Below are 19,290 nucleotides of genomic sequence, written 5' to 3'. Positions count from 1 at the left end.
GAGTTTCTCATCACGTCAGTTTGTGCTGACAATGTTACAAATTTTAGTGACTAAATAAAATTTAGTAGTTCGCAGCTAATTTTAGGTGAAATGTATTCAGTTTAGCTAGTCCGAATGGACTAGATAGAATTAAGCTCTTGTCATTTGCATTTTTAATAATTTATCTTAACTAATTCAATTAGTTTAAGTACATTATTTCCAATTACATCCTACTGATAAGGCAACGAAAATGAATATTAAAGCCCCAATCCGCCATCTTTTTCTAGCGGCCATAATCACCAGTGCATTTGTACAAAATGCACATGCAGCAAATACGGACATCAAAATTACCGAGTGGTTATACACGGCTGCATCTGGTGCAAGTGAATTTATGGAATTCACAAATCTTGGCACATCTTCTATTGATCTGGCTGGCTGGAGTTTTTCTGACAAGGCAAGAACGCCAGGCCATTTAAGTTTATCCAGTCTAGGAACGATTTCAGCAGGCGAATCTTTTATCATTACAGATAAAACAGCATTTGCCTTTAGTACCGAATGGAATTTGGCATCAACTGTTAAAGTGTTAGGTGGCAATACAGTTCAAGCGCTTGGTCGTGACGATGAGATTAATATTTATGACAATACTAACACGCTGATTGACCGACTCACTTATAACGACCAGGCATCACTTGGTCCGCGTGCGCATACAACAAGTGCTCGCCCTGGTAGTTTTGCAGCACTTGGGGCTAATAATGCAAATCTTTGGGTATTATCAGCAGTTGGTGATGGAGAAGGCACAAGAACTTCTCTTTTTAACAGCATTGGCAGCCCAGGTTCAACTTCATTTGTGACAGCCGTACCAGAGCCACAAACCTATGCACTTATGATGGCTGGCTTAGGTCTTATCGGTTTTGCTGCGCGTAAACGTCAAGGGAAATCAACATGAAAATTACCAGCCTGATTGTTGTAGTTGCCTCGGTATTTTCTCTTAACGCACACGCTGCCAATTTACTTAATCTGGGTAATTACCAAGTTACAGGTACTTACGCACTAGATAGATTAAATGGCATTAGCGGTGGCATTTCTGGCTTAGAAGCTTCCGCAGTCACCTATGCTAGGGATCGTAACTCACTTTTTTACGTAGGCGATGAAGGTACAGGCGTAGTCGAAATTTCGCTCACTGGTCAGACATTGGGCTTCATGAACTTTGATTGGACTGGCACTGGCAGCACCAAGCATGATACTGAAGGCTTAACTTATCTTGGTGGTGGTAAGCTCGTGGTGTCAGAAGAACGCTTATATGATGCATACAGTTTTGACTATTTAAGTGGTGGTACTGCTGCATTAGCTAATAGCTCTGTATCCATTAGCAATGCAACCGTGGGTAATAGTGGTATAGAAGGTATTAGTTATGATTCACGTAATGGTGGTTATGTAACTGTTAAACAGGATAGTCCGTTGGATATTCTTGCTGGAACATTAACATTTGGGTCTAATCTCTCTGGCGTAGCCAATATGACCCAGTTGTTTAATCCATCTTTAACAGGATTGAGTAGCTTTTCAGATGTACAGACGCTGTCATCAGTGGATGCTTTAGTTGGAACTCCCGGGGAAAATAATCTGCTTTTGCTGAGTTTAAGTTCACGTAAGCTTATTGAAGTTAACCGCTCTGGCACTATCCTTAGCAGCTTTGATCTAGCTAACGTCCTGCCTGGTAATGGCATCGAAGGTGTTACAGTAGATCAGCATGGCAATATCTACCTAGTTGCGGAGCAAGTGCAGGAAGTTTTTGCGATTGGCGTTCCTGTAGCACTGCAAAAATCACAGCTCATCGTATTGTCAGCAATACCAGCAGTACCTGAGCCTGAAACATACGCTATGTTTTTAGTTGGTTTTGGACTGCTAGGATTTATGTCAAGAAATGGCAGAAAATCCAAGAGCTATAAGTGATGGTTCGTTATTGCAGTTGAAATTAAAAACGGGAGCGTATGCTCCCGTTTTTAATTTCAACATAACCAAAAAAATGCACAGGCATTTATCATAGGATTAAATTCAACTTTAGGAGAAAAGATAGGACATGATTGAATCATTCACGATATAAATCATGATTCATTGGTCCTATTGGACTAGCCTCTGAAACGACATTGTCACCTCTGCATTAAATAATTTATCAGTTGTTATCAAAATAGCGCATACGATTTTATTGAAAAGTAAGTGCTTGATTTTAGCAACTTTCGATCAATTTTTCTTAAGGGGTGAAATAATGCATAAAGTAACATTAATCAAAATTTTAGTGGCTAGTACATTACTTGTTTCAGGCATTAGTGCGCAAGCGACTGACGATGGACGTTTTTTCAATGATGGACCACCTGGCTTCAATGGTAAAAAATCAAATAGCTGTAAAGGCTTGCCCAACCATGCACAATTAAAAGCGGCACTTAATAGCGCTGTTAATGCTGATACAACTGGTTTTAACCTGAATATGTGGGCAACAATCGTAGACCGTGATGGCGTTGTTTGTGCTGTTGCATATTCCGGTTCAGAGCGTGGCGATCAGTGGCCAGGTAGCCGTGTGATTTCAGCACAAAAAGCCAATGCGGCAAACGCATTTAGCTTGAATGGTTTGGCGCTTTCAACAGGTAATCTATATTCAGCGGTACAAGGTACTTCAGGTGCCAGCCCACTAGGCGGCAGTTTATATGGCCTGCAATTTAGCAACCCGGTAGACACGGCTGCTGCATATGGCGGCAATCCTGCTGCAGTTGGCACTAAGTTTGACCCTATGGTAGGCACCCGTGTTGGTGGTGTTAATGTATTTGGCGGTGGATTGGCACTTTATAATAGCGCTAAAAAAGTCATTGGTGCCGTAGGTTTGTCAGGTGACACTTCTTGTGCAGATCATAATCAGGCTTGGTTAGTGCGTAAAAACTTAGGGCTGGATAATCTAGCCGGTGTTGGTGGTGTATCTGGTGATGCAACCCGCCCGGATAATATTGTCTATGACAGCTTAAATGGTAATAGCAACAACATTACTGATGGATGGGAGCAACCTACCTGTGCAAATACTGGCAACCCAGCTTCATTGCCAGTAGTTAAGTAATTGGTAGTGAAGTAATCAATAGTTTGAAGCAGTAATCGAACTAATGCGTAAAAAGTAAGCTGTGTGGCATGGTTGGGGTTTGATTTGAGCCATGTCGCACAGTGATTATGCAGTTTTCTAGCATGGTCTTCTAGTCCTTGTTATAAAACTGTAAGAAAACTAACATCAAGTATTAATCTTATTGTCACTAAGCTAGTTGAAAATTGTGAAAATTTAAAAACTAGAAGAATTGCTATTAACTCCCAACTAAATACAAATATGCTGGCGATTAACAATGATTGCTTAAGTGCTGAGCAGCGTATTGTTTTTATGGATGTCATTACCGAGTCGTTACGTATTTCGCAACGTACGCATCTGTTTAATTGGCTGCAAGGAGAGTTTCAATACCTGCTTGGTCATGAGGTGCTGATTTTTGGCGTTAAATCTTCAGACAGTGATTCGTATCAATACGAATACTTTACCAGCGCGCGTTATTTTAGTGATACTCAATTTACCAAGGTAATTGAAAATGGATCTGGGCTGATAAGTCATATCATTAACTTATGGAAAAATATTGCATCACCATTATTTGTCTCTAATCTAGTTAAACCAATAGACTGCAATAATTACGCTGTTATTAATTTTGATGATAATGAATTAAAAAGCTCAGAGTTAAAGTGTTTTGTAGCGCATGGTTTTGGTGATAACCATAGCAAAATTTCGAGTGTGGTTGTATTTGGCCGCTTACATAAGGTACCAAGTGCTAATCATGCTCACATACTGGAATTAATCATGCCGCATCTGCATTGTGCATTAATCAGGGTAACGAGTAATAAAAGCAATGTGGTAGTCAATAGTGAGAATGAAACGAAAACAATGACTAAAAGAGAGTCCGAGATTTTACAGTGGCTACATATGGGTAAAACCAACTGGGAAATATCATCTATTCTCGATATTAGCCCACTCACCGTGAAGAATCACGTGCAAAACGTTTTACGCAAACTGGATGTGCAAAACCGCAGTCAGGCTGCGGTTAAAGCAGCTAAACTAGGTTTGATAAAAATGCTAAAGTAAATTCGCCAAAATAAATTCAAAATATAATTTATCCCAGATTTTCCATTAGGCTAAAGATCCATCCCCCTTGCAGGGGGAGGGTTAGGGAGGGGGTCGAAACGTGGCAATGTTGCTGCTCTACCCCCATCCTAGCCTTCCCCCTGCAAGGGGGAAGGAACGGTTCGGTTCTAATGGAAAATCTGGGTTTATTGGTATGCGTCGAAAACTTGATACGACGCGCAACTTAAGTCTTGCAAGCCTTGCAATCAGAACTTCCAGGTAAATTATGTTGCCAAATCACGTAGGTGAGGGTGCAAGCTACAATCACTTCTGCCCATACCCACACGAAATCATTATTATTTACTCTCTTTAATGGCTGCAACCAGTTCCTGTGGGCTTTGGGTTTGTTTACCGTTGTTCAAGTAAATGGTTGGCGTACCCGCAACACCAAATTCATCAGCTAGTTTTTCATTGGCTGCTAGTGGGTTTCCACAAGTGGCTTTTTCTGGTGTTGTCCCTTTTACCATCCAGTTGAACCAGGCTTCTTTTTTATCTTTTGCACACCATATAGATTCTGCTTTTACAGTTGCGTCGGGGTGAAGCTCTTTAAGCGGAAACAAAAAAACATAAGCAGTGTAATCGGTAAGGTTCATTTTATCTAAACCTTGTTCCAGTGTTTTGCAATATGGGCAATCAGGATCTGAAAACACTGCAAATTTGTAAGCACCAGTTCCTTTTTTAATTTCAATCGCATTTTTTATTGGAAGCGTATCAAATTTGATGCTGGTCAACTCGCTCAGTCTTTCTGCAGTCAGATTTTTTTTAGTTGAATCTTCCATTAATGCGCCACCAACCATGACATAAGAAACCGTTTTATCGACATAAAAAATATTGCCGTTAGCGTAAACCTCATAAAGGCCAGCCAGCGGAGAGGGTTTAATACTCTTTGCGATCATGGCTGGTTTTCTCTTTTCGAGATTGCTTTTAATGGTCGCAATGTCGTCAGCTGTATTGGCCTGTGCGACCAAAGTTGTGCCGCTCAATAATAGCCCGGCAGATAAAAGTGAGACAAATATTTTTTTTGAAAAAGTCATTCTTGAAGAAGCCATTGTTAGTCCTTGATATTGATTAATAGTAAGTTGGTTTACTGCTCAATATCGTACGTTTGAAAAGTTACGCGAATGTGACTAACTAAAATAGTACATGTCTTGAGAGCTTTGCACGAAACAAAAAATGGCACAAATTTTAACAAAAATATCAAATCCCGTCATTCTGAGCGTGCGGTGGATTGCATTTGGTAACAGGCCTCATTTCCTTATAGTCCATAAGAACTACAACCATTTCGAATGCTTGTCATTTCAATATTTAAAAATTGCAACGCTGAAGTAAAACAGTAATTTTTAGCAGGCTTACTTAAATATTGTTAGGCATGTAGCTAGGGAAAATACAACGAGTTTGTTCTAGGCCGATAGGACTATATCCAAAACACACTCGCTTCATATTCGACCCATAACATGCTAACTGTCGCGAAAAGGTATTGCGCTGATTTACAGCAGCTTTATGGTTTAAAGAAACAAGTATGGGAATCATCGCGGCTTTGAGTAGCAAAAAAATTGAGTGGTTTTATGGTGGTAATTTTTTAGTATTTTTTATGTAGTAAATGTAAATATTTTTAATGACTTTAAAAGGGGTATGGAAATGAATTTTAAATTAAAAACTTTAGTGGCTGCAGTGGCTTTATCTGCTGTTGCTACATCTGCTAACGCTGCATTAGATTTGAATGCAGGTAATTCTGAATTTGCATTCAGCGCTTGGGATGCAGACGCAGGTGTTGGATACACTTACGATTTGAACTGGAACAAGTTTCTCAATGATATGGTTGGTATTGACCAAGCCGCGCCAACTTCAACTACTCTTTCAGTTATTGCTGCATCTACTGGTAACGCAGCATTGCTAGCCAATGCAAAAGTGGGTGCTTCAATGATTGGTGCTGGCGGCGTAATTTTTGATGATGTATTAACTGGTTTACCATTTGGTGCTAACGTAGCTAATGTCCAATGGAATCTAACAGCAGTAGATAACATTGGCCGTAATCGGATGTTAACTACGCAAGGTGATACATATGCTCCATTTGCATCAACTTCAAATCAAGCTAAATCTGCTGCTACCGCTTTTAGTCTCTATACTTCAGACTCTAATTCATTCCTCGTTACTCCGGATGACGATACTTATGCATTAACTGTAGATACAAATGGTGCTGCATATGCTGGTGTTGCTGGTAGTGCTTGGAGTAACAATACTTCAGATACGACTAATGTTCTTGGCGGTCAATCATTCATGTATCTGTTAGCTCAATCTACTCTAGCTTCAAGCAATGCTGCAGCTCTTCAACAACAACTTTTTAGTTTTGACGGTAACGCTATCGTTGCAAAAACTTACTTGCAAGATGGTGCATGGCGCTTAAATATTTCTGCTGTGCAAGTAGCTGCTGTACCTGAGCCACAAAGCTATGCCATGTTGTTGGCTGGCCTTGGTTTAATGGGTTTTATTGCTCGTCGTCGTCGCAACAATTCAGTTTAAGTTAATCGCTGAACTTATTGCTTACCTTAGCCTTGGTTTGATTGATTTATTCAACCAGTTTTCACCGAGGTTAAGGGTTGTTTTACCCAATGTAAACGTTAACAAAATTGACGTGAACACAATAAATAATGTTGACAAAATTGACGTTAATTATTGCTAAGTAATTTTTTATACATACATTAAAGGAAACTGAATCATGAAATATTCAAAAATCGCGCTTGCATGTGGCTTAGCGGTTGCTGCCATGTCTGCACAAGCTGCTGGCCCTACTATTCCAGCAAATACTAAAACTATATTCTTGTCTGGTGCTTCTGCACCTGATAACTTTTTGGCTGATATGATGACAGGTAGTGCTACTGACCTGTTACCTGGTGCAACACTAATTCGCAGTAACGATGCAGGTATTTTACACCGCGCCTATTTGGGTTCAGCAGGTCCTGGCATTGCAGGTGTGACTGCTGGTACATCTATACTGTTTATCAAACGCTCAAAAGGTGGTTCAGTATTTGGTGTAGACCCAGTAGCTCGCGGACAACGTGTTGAAACTTTGGATTTAAATAACTGTACAGCGTTAACAGTTACTGCTGCTCAACCATACGCATGGTCATGCGGCACTAAAGGGGTTGATCCAGTTTCAGCTGCTGATTTAGGCGGCGCTGCCGGTTTAGTGCCTGATTTTGGTGTATCTGATGTTGAGCCAGCATTATTTAAAACGCCATATAATACCGAGAATGGTCTGCCAGCTTTATCTAATGCTGAATTAGGTAAACTATCTAATAAGGGTGTTAACCAAATTATGATGGGTATTGTAGCCACTGACGCAGTAGCGGCTTCAACGCACATCAGCCGTTCACAATACGGTGCTATGCTTGCTGGTAAATTGGGAGATTGGTCACAAGTTGATGGTTCAGCTGCCCCAGTCGTTGTTTGCCGCCGAGTTAATGGTTCTGGTACGCAAACTTCTTACAACTGGTTCTTTACCGGTTTCCCATGTAACAATGCATCACTTGGTTCACAAGATACTCCACCAGCAGGCGTTGCTGACAGCTTTGGTTATGATGGCGCTCACGCAGGTACAGCTGCTGACCCATACATTGTTGATCCTACTGCTGGTTTAACTATTGTGGAGAACTCAGGTTCCGGTGATGTACGTAACTGCTTAAAAGCAGCACAAAACGGTACTGACTTTACTGTTACTGGTTCAAACAACAAGGTTTACAAAGTAACGTTCTCAGGTGTTGGCGGCGCATCTAAAGCTATCGGTGTACTTTCATTAGATAGCTACAACAATGCAAACACTGCTGGTTCAGGTTTCAGCTTCCGTCATTTAGATGGCGCTGGTACCTTTAACGGTGCTACGCAAACATCATCAGCTGGTGCAACTGGTATTGCCCCATCAAAAGCTAACTTGGTGAATGGTAAATACGACTTCGTGGTTGAGTTATCCATGCAAGCACGTAATGCTGCTGCTGGTGCGGGTACTGCAATTACAGCCGATGCTGTGAAAAATGCGTTCTACACAGAGTTCGTAAAACGCGCTGGCCAAACTAAGTACACAGGTAATGATGGTGGTACTTTCACTTCAGTGCCAAATGCTTTTGCTACATTACCAACTACAGCTAGTTACGATTTAAAACCAGCATTTGTATCTAAATTCTCACGTAATGGTAATACTTGCGCACCATTGGTAAGCTTCCCATCACTGTAATCGTTGCAATGAATTGCATGTGAATAACATGTAATGAATCTAGCCCTTCCCTGAAACTGGGGGAGGGCTTTTGTGTTTGTATGGCTAATCTCAAAAATAATGTCATGTGGTGCTAAGTTTATTAAGCCACACCTGTAGGAGCGACGCCCCGTCGCGAAGCTATGGTGCAATCGCGAGCGAGTATTTTCTGTCCATAAATTTAAATAAGACCAGAAGTTTAAATAAGGCCAGAAATTCGAATAGGACTAGTTGGTTGTCGCAAAGCTTTAATACTAGCGTAGTAAAGTAAAGAGGTTTTTCTTGTTTGGTTAAGGGTTAATGTTATGAATAATGGAATTTATCGTCTTGTATTCAACTCGTCTCGAGGGTTATGGATGGCGGTGGGTGAACATGTACGGAGCCACCAGGCAGGAAAAAGCAGTTCAGTTAGACAAGCAAAAAGAAGCCGTATTAAAGCGGAACGCGCCAGAAAAAGCCTGTTTATTCTGCTGCTAGGCTTTAGTGCAATGGAATCAATCAGTATCTCTTTTGCTGGTGCATTAATACCTGCAGGCACTGTTCCAACAGGTTTGCAAGCAGTCACAGGCAATATCACCATTCATGCTCCCGTGGTAAATCCCGCCAATATTAACGGACGGTTACTCAATATTGATCAAGCCAGTTTAAAAGGCATTATGCAAGGCACCAATTTTAATATTGGTAATGCCAGTGCGGTTAATTTTAATCACACTGCTGGCGCAGGCTCAGCCACGCTGCTGCGGATTAACGGGCCGAAAAGCATCATTGAAGGTGCGCTCAACTCTCCAAATGGTGCTATTTATCTAATCAACCAGAACGGCATTTTGTTTGCCAATGGTGCTCGGGTAGATGTAAATGGCTTAGTCGCTTCAGCATTAAATATCACCGATGGTGATTTTTTGAGTGACCGCGGGCATCTGCAAGCAGCGTTTGAAGGTAAGAGGGATGATGGTAAGTTTAGAGCTGCGTATATTTGGGGTGGGGATGGTGCAGGCTTTAAAGAGGTGGTGGTACAGGTAGAACCTGATGCGCGCATTAAAGCTGCCTTAGGTAGCTCGGTGATGTTATTTGCACCTAAAGTGATCAACCAAGGCAGCATAGAAACTACTGAAGGCCAAGTGGCCATGGCCGCAGGTGAAAAGGTGTATTTATCTTATGCGCCAGATTTAAATAAAGGCGCTGGTACCACAGACATTTACAGCTATGCCCCAGATTCTCCCTACAGAGGTTTGGCTGGTGTGCTGGTAGAAGTTGATTCTTATAAAAAGAAAGCATCCGATGCAGTAGATGCCCCTGAAGAAATTACCGGGGAGGTCACTAACGATACGATGGGTCGCATTCTTGCACAACGCAATAATGTGACTTTGGCAGGTTTTATGGTCAACCAGAATGGTCGTGTGACTGCGACTTCTTCTGCCAGCCAAAAAGGCTCTATTCGCTTACTGGCAAGAGACACTTCGGCAACAGGTTTTGCTGACGCAGTTACTTCAAAGGGCGAAATCAAAGATGCTGGTCAATTAGTAACTGAAAATAATACTTTAATAGCTGGTAGCCGTACTGGAAAACTCAATATTGGCGCAAACAGTATCACTACGGTATTGTCAGAAGATAGTGCTGCATTGAGCAAGGCCAAAGAGATTTTCTCAACGCCGCAAATTGGTGAGCCTGCGGCAAAAGCGGGTGAACAATCTTATGTAGAAAAAGTGCTGGCTGCCGTTAACGTTAAAGGCACAACCCTGACAGATGACCAGGTATTTAGTGCACCTACCATAGAAGCAACAGGTCACCAAGTGACCATTGGCGACAATGCCAAGATTGTAGCGCCAGGCGGCTTTATTAATATTTCTGCACAGAAGTCTGGATTGGAATTTAGTCCTTTAGGTCTGCTGGATTCAGACTCACGATTGTTTTTAGGTAAAAATACGCTGATTGATGTGGCTGGCTTGCAAAATGTGTCTGTGGCGATGGATAGAAATTTTATAGAATCTTTGCTCACATTGCTTGATTTAAAAGATGATCCACTCAATAGAGATGGCTTTTTATATCGAAAAAAAGTCTGGTTTGATATTCGTAATTTACCAGAATCTCGCGTGGCTGATGTTGCCGGGTTTGTAAAGCAAGTACCCCGCTCACTAGGTGAAAAGCTGGCGACTGCAGGTACGGTGAAACTGAAGTCTGAGGGCGATTTAATTCAAAGTAGTGGCTCAAAAGTAGATGTTTCAGGCGGGTCGCTCAAATTTGAAACGGGTATACATAAAGAAACCTGGGTGGTCGCTGCTAATGGCAAAACTTATGCCATTGGCGATGCCCCAGTGGATACCTTGTTCACAGGGTTTGTTGGCGGCACTAATACTTTATTAAAGCAAGAAACGGGTTACACCGAAGGTAAAGCGGCTGGTACTGTAGAAATCAAAGCGGTTAATGTTGCACTGGATGGTCAATTATCTGGTGGTGCGGTTTATGGTGAGCGGCAGCGTGAATCTACCAACTTGGGTGGTAAATTAGCCATTAATGTGCTGAATGATATTAGCAGTTTAGGCCATGATCTAACGATTGCCAATAACACGCCGCTTAACGCTGGTTTTAATTCCACAGACCCATTACCAAACTCAAGAATCAGTACCGTTGAAATTGACGCAGGCATGCTAAACCGCAGTGGCTTTGAAGATATTGCTTTAAGTACTGCGGGCAAAGTAAAGGTGAATTCAGAAATGAATTTGGCCGTAGGCAGCAAGCTTGCAATTTCAGGCCGTGATGTTGAAGTAAACAAAAGTATTGTGGCGCGTGGTGGTAGCGTTACATTGAATAGCCAGCTTACTAATGGCACAACAATTGCCGATGATACCAATGTCACCGTTGCCAATGGGGTTAAGGTGGATGTGTCCGGCAATTGGACTAATGATGCACTAAACACACCAGCTACAGGTCGTGTGCTTACTAAGGGCGGTAAAGTAACCATTAGTTCAGCTGATGAAGTCACTTTAGGGGCAGGCAGTCTGGTTGATGTATCTGGCGGCGGTTGGTTGCAGCGCGATAAGAAACTGGTAAATGGCGATGCTGGTAGCATCAATATTGCTGGACAAGTTGGTCAAGGCAGCCAAGACAGTCCGTTTACTTACAAAGCCCCCTTGCTGAATGGCGAACTACGCGGTTTTGCATTGGGCACAGGTGGCAATTTATCAATTACCGCGCCATTTATTACGGTAGGTAATAGCGGTTTTGGAGATGCACGTGAGTTTTTAGCAACACCAGATTTTTTCCAAAATAGCGGCTTTACTGGCTTTAATCTGACAGGGCGTGATGGCGTAATAGTGCGCAGCAATACCAATGTTGATGTAGTCGCTAAAAACTATTTACTCAATAGAGATTACAGCCTTAAAGCAACAGGTACGAATGTGCATGATTTTGCGACGACTGCCTTACTACCAGCAGATAAGCGCAGTTCAACTAGTTTGGCATTGTCCAGTAAGTCTTCTCCACTTATTGATGCGTCACAGGCATATGCAGCCAGTGGCGTTTCAAGGGGCAGCGTAGTGGTGGAAACAGGCGCAAGTTTGAAAGTGAATGCTAATGGCGTGCGTAAAGATGCTGATGGCAAGAGCGCACTACCAAGCATTGCGCTTTCAGCCTGGGATAATCAACTCTATGTTGATGGTACATTGCAAGCACCTGGCGGTGATATTGCGCTGACCATGAATGGCGACCCAACCGCAGCTGCCGATAATGGCTACAACGCGGCACAGGCGATATGGTTGGGGGCTAATGCAAAACTACTAGCCGCAGGGTATACGCAAACAACGCCTACAAACAATGGCTTAAGAGCAGGTAATGTTTATGATGGCGGCAACGTTAGTATCGATGCCAAAAAAGGCTATGTGGTGGCTAAAGCTGGTTCAGTGATTGATGTTGCTGGTACTTCTGCAGTATTTGATGTTAAAAATGTCAATCGATATACGCCTACTACAGTTGCCAGCAATGGTGGCGATGTATCTATTAGCGCCCGTGAAGGTATGTTGTTGGATTCCACATTTAAAGCGACAGCACCTGGTGCTCTAGCAGGCAGCTTGGAATTGCGACTCACTCGCGGTGCATCTCACACGCTTGGTTTGCAGTCATCCCCGTATCCTGGCAGTTTAGAAGACCCCGCAAATGGAAATCCTGGAAATGCGCCTGATCAGCTATGGTATGTAGATGTAAGTCAAGCAGGATCATTTGTACCGACAAACCTTAATGCAGGTGACTCAATACAGCCCGTTGCTGGCGGTTTGGCGAAAATAGCTGCTAATAACATCATGAATGCAGGCTTTAGTGATGTGGCTTTAAAGTCTGAACATGGTGTAAGGTTTACTGGTGATGTAGATTTAAAAGCATCACGTAGTATCACTTTTAATGCAAAAGTGATTGAAGCCACAGCAGATTCGCAAGTGAAATTAACCGCCTCTAATGTGGTAATGAGTAATGTTGATGAAACAAAAGCATTAAGACCCACAGGCGAATATATTGCAGCAACGCCAGTGGCGGGTACAGCTAATCTAGTAGTGAACACTAATCTGCTGGATTTAAAAGGGCAGCTAGCACTTTCGGGCTTTGCAACATCATCGTTAAATAGTACAGGTGATGTCAGGCTGACTGGCTACAGTGGCGCGATTGTGCCAGGCGGAGGTTTTAAGGGTGAATTGCTCACTACGGGCGCACTTAGTTTTAATGCCCGCCAGATTTTCCCGACATCACTTTCTGATTTTACTGTGACAGCAACTGGTACAGGTAGCAGAGTAAGTTTTAACGGCACAGGCAGCCATGACAAAGTGCTGTCTGCAGGTGGCAAACTTACTGTGAATGCTGAAACGATTGATCAAAACGGTGTATTGCTGGCGCCTTTTGGCACAATTAGCCTGAATGCCAGCGATGCCCTGAACTTGAACGCAGGCAGTTTGACCTCAGTGTCTGCACAGGGTGCGTTAATTCCATTTGGCTACACAGCCCGTGATGGACAAGATTATTTATATAACTTTGGCTCAAATACGCAGCAATTTAAATCAACTTCAGAATCTACTACGGGCGTTGCACCTCCCGAACGTGTGGTAAAACTTTCTGCACCAAATATCAATCAAGCTACTGGTAGTACAGTAGATATAAGCGGTGGCGGAGATTTATTTGCTTATGAGTGGGTGCCAGGTATTGGTGGAAGCGCTGACGTGTTGGCCAGTGGCGCTAACCAAAACGCTTTTGGTAAAGGAACAACCGCAACTTGGGCGATTATGCCCGCAAGTAATACAACATTTGCCAGTTATGACACTCAATATTGGCAGGGTAGCGATGTTAAAGCGGGTGATGCCGTGTATATTTCTGGTGTGCCAGGCTTGGCAGCGGGTTATTACTCATTACTGCCAGCACGTTATGCACTATTGCCTGGAGCAATGTTGGTTTCTGCTGTCGCTGGCTATCAAGATAGACCCGAAGGGCAAACCCAAACACTTGCTAACGGCAGCACATTGGTTTCTGGTCATTTGGCGGCTTATACATCTAATGGTTATGCACAAACATCCCGCACTGCAGGCTTTGTGGTGCGGCCAGGGTCTGATGCCTATAAGTTAGCGCAGTACAACACAACGACCGCAGGTACTTTCTTTAAAGCAAACACACAGGCACAACAAACCGCAGATGCTGGTCGTTTATCATTCGCGGCAACCAATAGCCTGGTGCTTAAAGGGATTTTGGATGCACTGCCTGGTCAAGGAGGCAAAGGAGCTGAGGTCGATATTGCCGCACCACGTTTACTGGTGGTGGGTGCAGGTGAGGCAACAGGCCAGGTGACTGAAAATGGCGTGACCTATCTAGCAATAGATGAATCTTCATTAGCAAAATTTAATGCGGCCAGCTTATTGCTGGGCGGAACACGCAGCAACGGTAAAGTAGATGTGATTTCCACAGAAGTGCGTATGAACGGTAATGCTGATTTAATTGGCCCTGAAGTGGTATTGGCAGCAACGGATACAGTACGTTTAGATTCAGGCGCAACACTAAAAGGTGCGGGAACAGGTGCAACTGCGAAAGACTTAACTATTGGTGCTGTAGGTGGAGCTGATGGTGATGGTGCACTGGTGAGGGTTTCAGGCGGAAAGGCCGTGCAGGTAACACGCTTAAACACGGATGATAATCGTGGTGATTTAATTATTGCAGCAGGCGCAACTGTGGAAGGTGATGGTTCATTATTGCTGGATGCCAGCAAAAACACGACAATTGCTGGTGATGTTAAATTTGCAAAAGGTGCTGCACTTGGTTTTGCATCAGGGCATGTAAGCTTAGGCTCTCCTGATAACAATGAGGCGGTGACGAATGGCTTATGGCTACAAAAGGCACAACTCGACAAATTTGCAGATGCGGGTAGTTTGTTTTTAAAAAGTAGGTCAACCATTGATGTATATGGGGATACTTCTTTTGGCAATAACGATTTTGACTTAACGCTGCAAAGTGCGGGTCTTGCGGGCTATCAAAATACAGGTAAAACGGCCACTATCACGACCCGTACTTTAACCATTGCCAATAAAGATAACGTGGGTTTTGCAGCTGCAGTACCATTGACTGGGGGTACGACACCTGAATTAGGTACGGGAAATTTAAACATTAAAGCAGAAACCGTGCTTAGTGGTAATAATACAGTACGTTTAGCTGGCTTTAACCAGGTGGAAATTACAGCGAGTAAAGAAATAGTAGCTCAGGGTAACAGTACAGTCGCACCCAATAAGTTAGTAGCAGACCAAAACCTCACCTTAGCCTCAGGGCGAATCACTGTTAGTAGTAAAGCCGATCATGAACTTGTAGCAACGAATGGTTTATTACAAGTTAAGGGTGTTGTTGATAGTCCATCAAGTTTGGCTGCATCTACGTCACAAGGCAGTAAACTTAAATTAAGTGGCGATCAGGTTCTGCTTGCTAGCGGCGCCAAAATTGACGCGCGTGGGGGTCGGGTTACTATAGAAGCAACTGGTGTAGATGCAACAGATAACGTTAAACTTGCTGATGGTTCCAGCATTTCAGTACAGGGTAGTTCGTATGTGCTGAATAACCAAACCGTAGCATTACCAGCAGGGGAAGTGAATCTGATATCTAAAAACGGCGATGTTGATGTGCAGCAAGGTGCATTGATTGATTTAACGGCGGCAGGGACAGGCAATGCTGGTAAATTTGTAGTTTCTGCTGTGAAAGGAGAGGCTAAGATTGCAGGTACGGTTAAAGCGGCAGAAGCAGGGGCTAAGGGTAAAAACGCAGTCGCAAGTATTGATGCCAAGGTGGTTAATAATATTAGTCAAACAATTGCAGCCTTAAGTAATTTCTCTGGTGCGCAATCATATCGTGTTAGAGAGGGTGATGTTACCGTTGCCGCTGGAGATGCAATTGCCGCGAAAAGTGTGATTGTAGTTGCAGATAACGGCAAGATTACGGTTAACGGAAAAATAGATGCATCTGGCGATAAAGGCGGCAGTATAGAAGTATTTGCTAAAAATGATGTCACCATTAACGTTGGCGCACAATTGTTGGCAAAAGGTACAGCGGATAAAACCAGCACCGCTGGCAGTCTGGGGAATGGCGGTGATGTATTGCTATCTTCTGACGCAGGCAGCGTTAGCGTAGCTGCGCCAGATGTCAATGGATTATCTGGTGCATTGATTGATGTGACAGGTGATCAAGTAGGCGCTATTAAAGGCCAAGGCGGCGAGGTGATTTTTAGGGCAGCCAGAACTGGGACTGGCGCGGGTGATGGCGTGAATGTAGACAAGCAAGCGCCAGCAGCGGTTACTGGTGCCAAGCGAGTATTAGTAGAGGCGGTTAAGAAATATGATTACAGCGAAGTTGATGCAACAGCGCAGATTACTATTGCCAATGATACCAACACTTTTGCTGCAAATATCGCAGGAGTTATTGATGGCTACAGCAAAACACGTGATGGGAAGTCGGCAATTATTGCTCCCGGTGTAGAAGTGAAAAGCTCTGGAGATCTGACTTTATCCAGTGATTGGACTTTAGGTGACGAAATGCCAAGCGGTGGCATATTGACTTTAAGCGCTGCCAAAAATCTTATATTGAACGGCAATATCAATTACATCCAATCGCAATCCCCTAGTAGCTGGAGTTACCGCTTGGTTGCTGGTGCAGATGCAGCCTCAATAAATCCGGAAATTGTTACAAAAGGTATTGGTAATATCACTTTGGCAGATTCAAAGTTCGTGAGAACAGGTACAGGCTTCATTCACGCCGTAGCAGGTAATGATATTCAGCTTGGTAAAGAAGATGGTACAGGTGCAGCCATTTATACATTAGGTTTGCCAGATACTACAAACCCCGTAAATTTCGTTAAGCTCAACCCACAAGATAAAGAGTTTTATAGTGATGGAGGAGGCAACATAAAAATTAATGCAGGCGGAAATATTTCTGGCTCTGCTACTACTGCAGAAACTCAAGATGTTGCAAAGTGGCTATATACTGGCGTACGCTCAGATTCAATTAATGGTCAGGCAAGATGGTGGAGTCGCTATGATACTGTCAAATCTGGCGGTACTAAAACACGGTCAGAAGGTTTTACTAATGGCATTGCCACGCTTGGTGGTGGTGATGTTAGCATTCAGACGGGTGGTGATTTAAATAATCTGCAAGTATCAGCAGCAAGCAATGGTCGTATGGGAGGCAACCCTGGTGAAGCGCCAAGCATGGCAAATTTCCTTGAACTTGGCGGCGGAGATGTTGAAATTCAGGCCGCAGGTTCAATCAATCAAGTTTTACTACATTCGGCTAAAGGTGACATAACAGCCAATGCTGGGGCAGATGCTAATGTTCAGTTGTCATTAATGGATTCCAAGGTGGCATTGCTTGCAAGCAATAACCTTGCAATTACTAACGTCTCTAACGCTACCAATCATTTGTCTAGCTTGTCCGATGATAAGTTTAGGGTAAATTTTTATACTTATGCTGACCAAACATCGATTGGCGCGACCTCATTGACAGGAAATGTAACTGTTAAAGGCGGTGAGAAGCCTTTTCCATCAAAACTATTTGCAGCAGCACCTGATGGCGATGTGAATGTAGAAAGTGTAGTGCTGTATCCATCAAAAACAGGCAATGTCACATTACTTGCCGGGCATGATGTAAATATTAATTCGCTAGTCATGTCTGAAGTAGACCCAGGTGCGATACCAGTGATTACTACACCCAAGATTAAAACGGCAATCATCCCGGTTTTAAATAACTATCAGGGAATATCAGGCCATACTGAAGGATTGTTACATATCGCTGATGTTGAACCTGTCAGGGTTTATGCACAACATGACGTGATATTTAAAAAAGATAATCCATTAGTGACCCCAAAACGGACCGAGATAATCGCAGGACATGATGTAGTAGACCCTAACCTGATTATTCAGAACCTTAAATCAACAGATGTTTCATTGATTCAGGCGGGTAATGATATTCGCTACAGCGACCCTGAGCGATCTGGCGATAAAACTTTGGCTATTAACGCTGGAATACAAATTGCTGGCCCCGGTCGATTACACTTGATTGCAAATGGTGATATTGATTTAGGGGCTTCTAAGGGTATTCAATCAATAGGCAATATCAATAATCCTTTCTTGCCTGAACAGGGCGCGGATATTATGGTGCAACCAGGCGCCGCGGCTGTGGCTGATTACAACGGCATTCTTCGCGCATATGTGGACCCGCTATCGCAGTATTCAAGTACTTATTTGCCGCAGTTGACACAACTCATGAGACAAAGGACTGGAAATAGCAATCTGGCAGATACTCAGGCACTGGCAGACTTTAAAATGCTAGATAGGCTAGCGCAAACAGCATTTATTAACCAGGTATTCTTTGCTGAATTAAAAGCAGGTGGGCGCGATGCGATTGATTCCAAGAGCAGCTCATTTGGCGATTACTCACGATCTGAACGTGCTATTTTGCAGATGTTCCCTGAATTTACTACTAACCAAACACTTGTCTCTCAAGTAGGTTCGATCATGAAAGACTTTGGCAATATTGCCAATGAGCAAGTGACACACCCAGGCGATTTGAATTTATTCTATAGCCAAATTAGAAGTGAGCGTGGTGGGCGGGTTGAATTGCTAGTCCCTGGAGGTTTAGTGAATGCTGGACTTGCTGTAGCAGGCGGGCCAGTAAAACCAGATACCGACCTTGGTATTGTGTCTCTTCGTGGCGGGGAGTTACTTGGCTTTGTGAGAAAAGACTTTCAAGTCAATCAATCGCGAGTATTTACGCTGGGAGGCAGCGATTTAATGCTTTACTCTGCACTTGATGATATTGATGCTGGTAAAGGTGCGAAGACTTCATCTTCCACACCACCGCCAGAAGTCCGTATTGTTAATGGGCAGGTAGTATACGATTACTCAGGTGCAGTAGCAGGAAGCGGGATTGCAGCCCTTACCTCAACTGGGGGCAAGCCAGGCACGGTTGATCTTTTTGCTCCCTATGGTGAAATTAACGCAGGCGAGGCAGGTATTCGCTCAGCAGGTAATATAAATTTAGGCGCTCGCGTTATTACAGGGGCGGATAATATTGTAGCTGGTGGTGTAACAACCGGTGCGCCAGTTGCTAGCGTTGCTGGTTTAAGTGTAACTGCTCCTGCATCTACCGACTCAACAAGCACGAGTAAGCAGGGTGATCAGGTTAGTGATGCGGCAAAACAAGCATCAAACACCAAACTTGCTGCGTTACCCTCTCTAATTACTGTTGAAGTTCTTAGCTTGGGTGATGAGTCTGCAGCGTCAACTTCGCAATGTAAAGATGAAAGTAATAAAAAAGACTGTAAGAACTAGTCAAGTTATTTTTCCTGTAATAAACATTCATTATTATCACAAGCAAT

At 43.2% G+C, this 19,290-nt stretch carries 8 protein-coding genes; 7 read left to right on the top strand and 1 reads right to left on the bottom strand.

Annotated features, from left to right (window positions below; genetic code table 11):
• The first annotated feature begins 229 nt into the window (after nt 1-229).
• From Q8J82_RS06705 to epsA, 4 genes are all read left to right on the top strand, one after another.
• Entirely contained in the window at nt 230-925 is a 696-nt protein-coding gene (locus tag Q8J82_RS06705; RefSeq protein ID WP_305326380.1) for a lamin tail domain-containing protein, read from the top strand.
• A complete protein-coding gene (locus Q8J82_RS06700) occupies nt 922-1,929 on the top strand; it encodes an SdiA-regulated domain-containing protein (protein WP_305327991.1) in 1,008 nt (335 codons plus the stop codon). Before Q8J82_RS06705 ends, Q8J82_RS06700 begins: the two co-directional genes overlap by 4 nt.
• 313 nt (nt 1,930-2,242) lie before the next feature.
• A complete protein-coding gene (locus tag Q8J82_RS06695) occupies nt 2,243-3,079 on the top strand; it encodes a heme-binding protein (protein WP_305327990.1) in 837 nt (278 codons plus the stop codon).
• A gap of 258 nt (nt 3,080-3,337) precedes the next feature.
• On the top strand, nt 3,338-4,132 hold the full coding sequence (gene epsA / locus Q8J82_RS06690) for an XrtB/PEP-CTERM-associated transcriptional regulator EpsA (RefSeq protein WP_305327989.1): 795 nt from the start codon (nt 3,338-3,340) through the stop codon (nt 4,130-4,132).
• Nucleotides 4,133-4,467: 335 nt separating this feature from the next.
• Here epsA and Q8J82_RS06685 read toward each other — a convergent pair whose 3' ends face one another.
• Nucleotides 4,468-5,220, bottom strand: a complete 753-nt coding sequence (locus Q8J82_RS06685) for a DsbC family protein (RefSeq protein WP_305327988.1) — start codon at nt 5,218-5,220, stop codon at nt 4,468-4,470.
• A 589-nt stretch (nt 5,221-5,809) separates the two neighbouring features.
• Here Q8J82_RS06685 and Q8J82_RS06680 point away from each other — a divergent pair.
• The 3 genes from Q8J82_RS06680 to Q8J82_RS06670 all read left to right on the top strand — a co-directional run bounded on the left by Q8J82_RS06680 (nt 5,810) and on the right by Q8J82_RS06670 (nt 19,243).
• Complete coding sequence (locus Q8J82_RS06680; RefSeq protein WP_305327987.1) at nt 5,810-6,691, top strand: PEP-CTERM sorting domain-containing protein; 882 nt, start codon at nt 5,810-5,812, stop codon at nt 6,689-6,691.
• Nucleotides 6,692-6,887: 196 nt separating this feature from the next.
• Nucleotides 6,888-8,399 (top strand): substrate-binding domain-containing protein, encoded by a 1,512-nt coding sequence (locus Q8J82_RS06675; protein WP_305327986.1) that lies wholly within the window; start codon nt 6,888-6,890, stop codon nt 8,397-8,399.
• Nucleotides 8,400-8,722: 323 nt separating this feature from the next.
• Nucleotides 8,723-19,243, top strand: a complete 10,521-nt coding sequence (locus Q8J82_RS06670; RefSeq protein WP_305327985.1) for a filamentous haemagglutinin family protein — start codon at nt 8,723-8,725, stop codon at nt 19,241-19,243.
• Nucleotides 19,244-19,290 lie beyond the last annotated feature (47 nt).

It is taken from the genome of Methylotenera sp., from assembly GCF_030684185.1.
GTDB lineage: Bacteria > Pseudomonadota > Gammaproteobacteria > Burkholderiales > Methylophilaceae > Methylotenera.
This window is presented reverse-complemented; position numbering and strand designations above follow the sequence as displayed.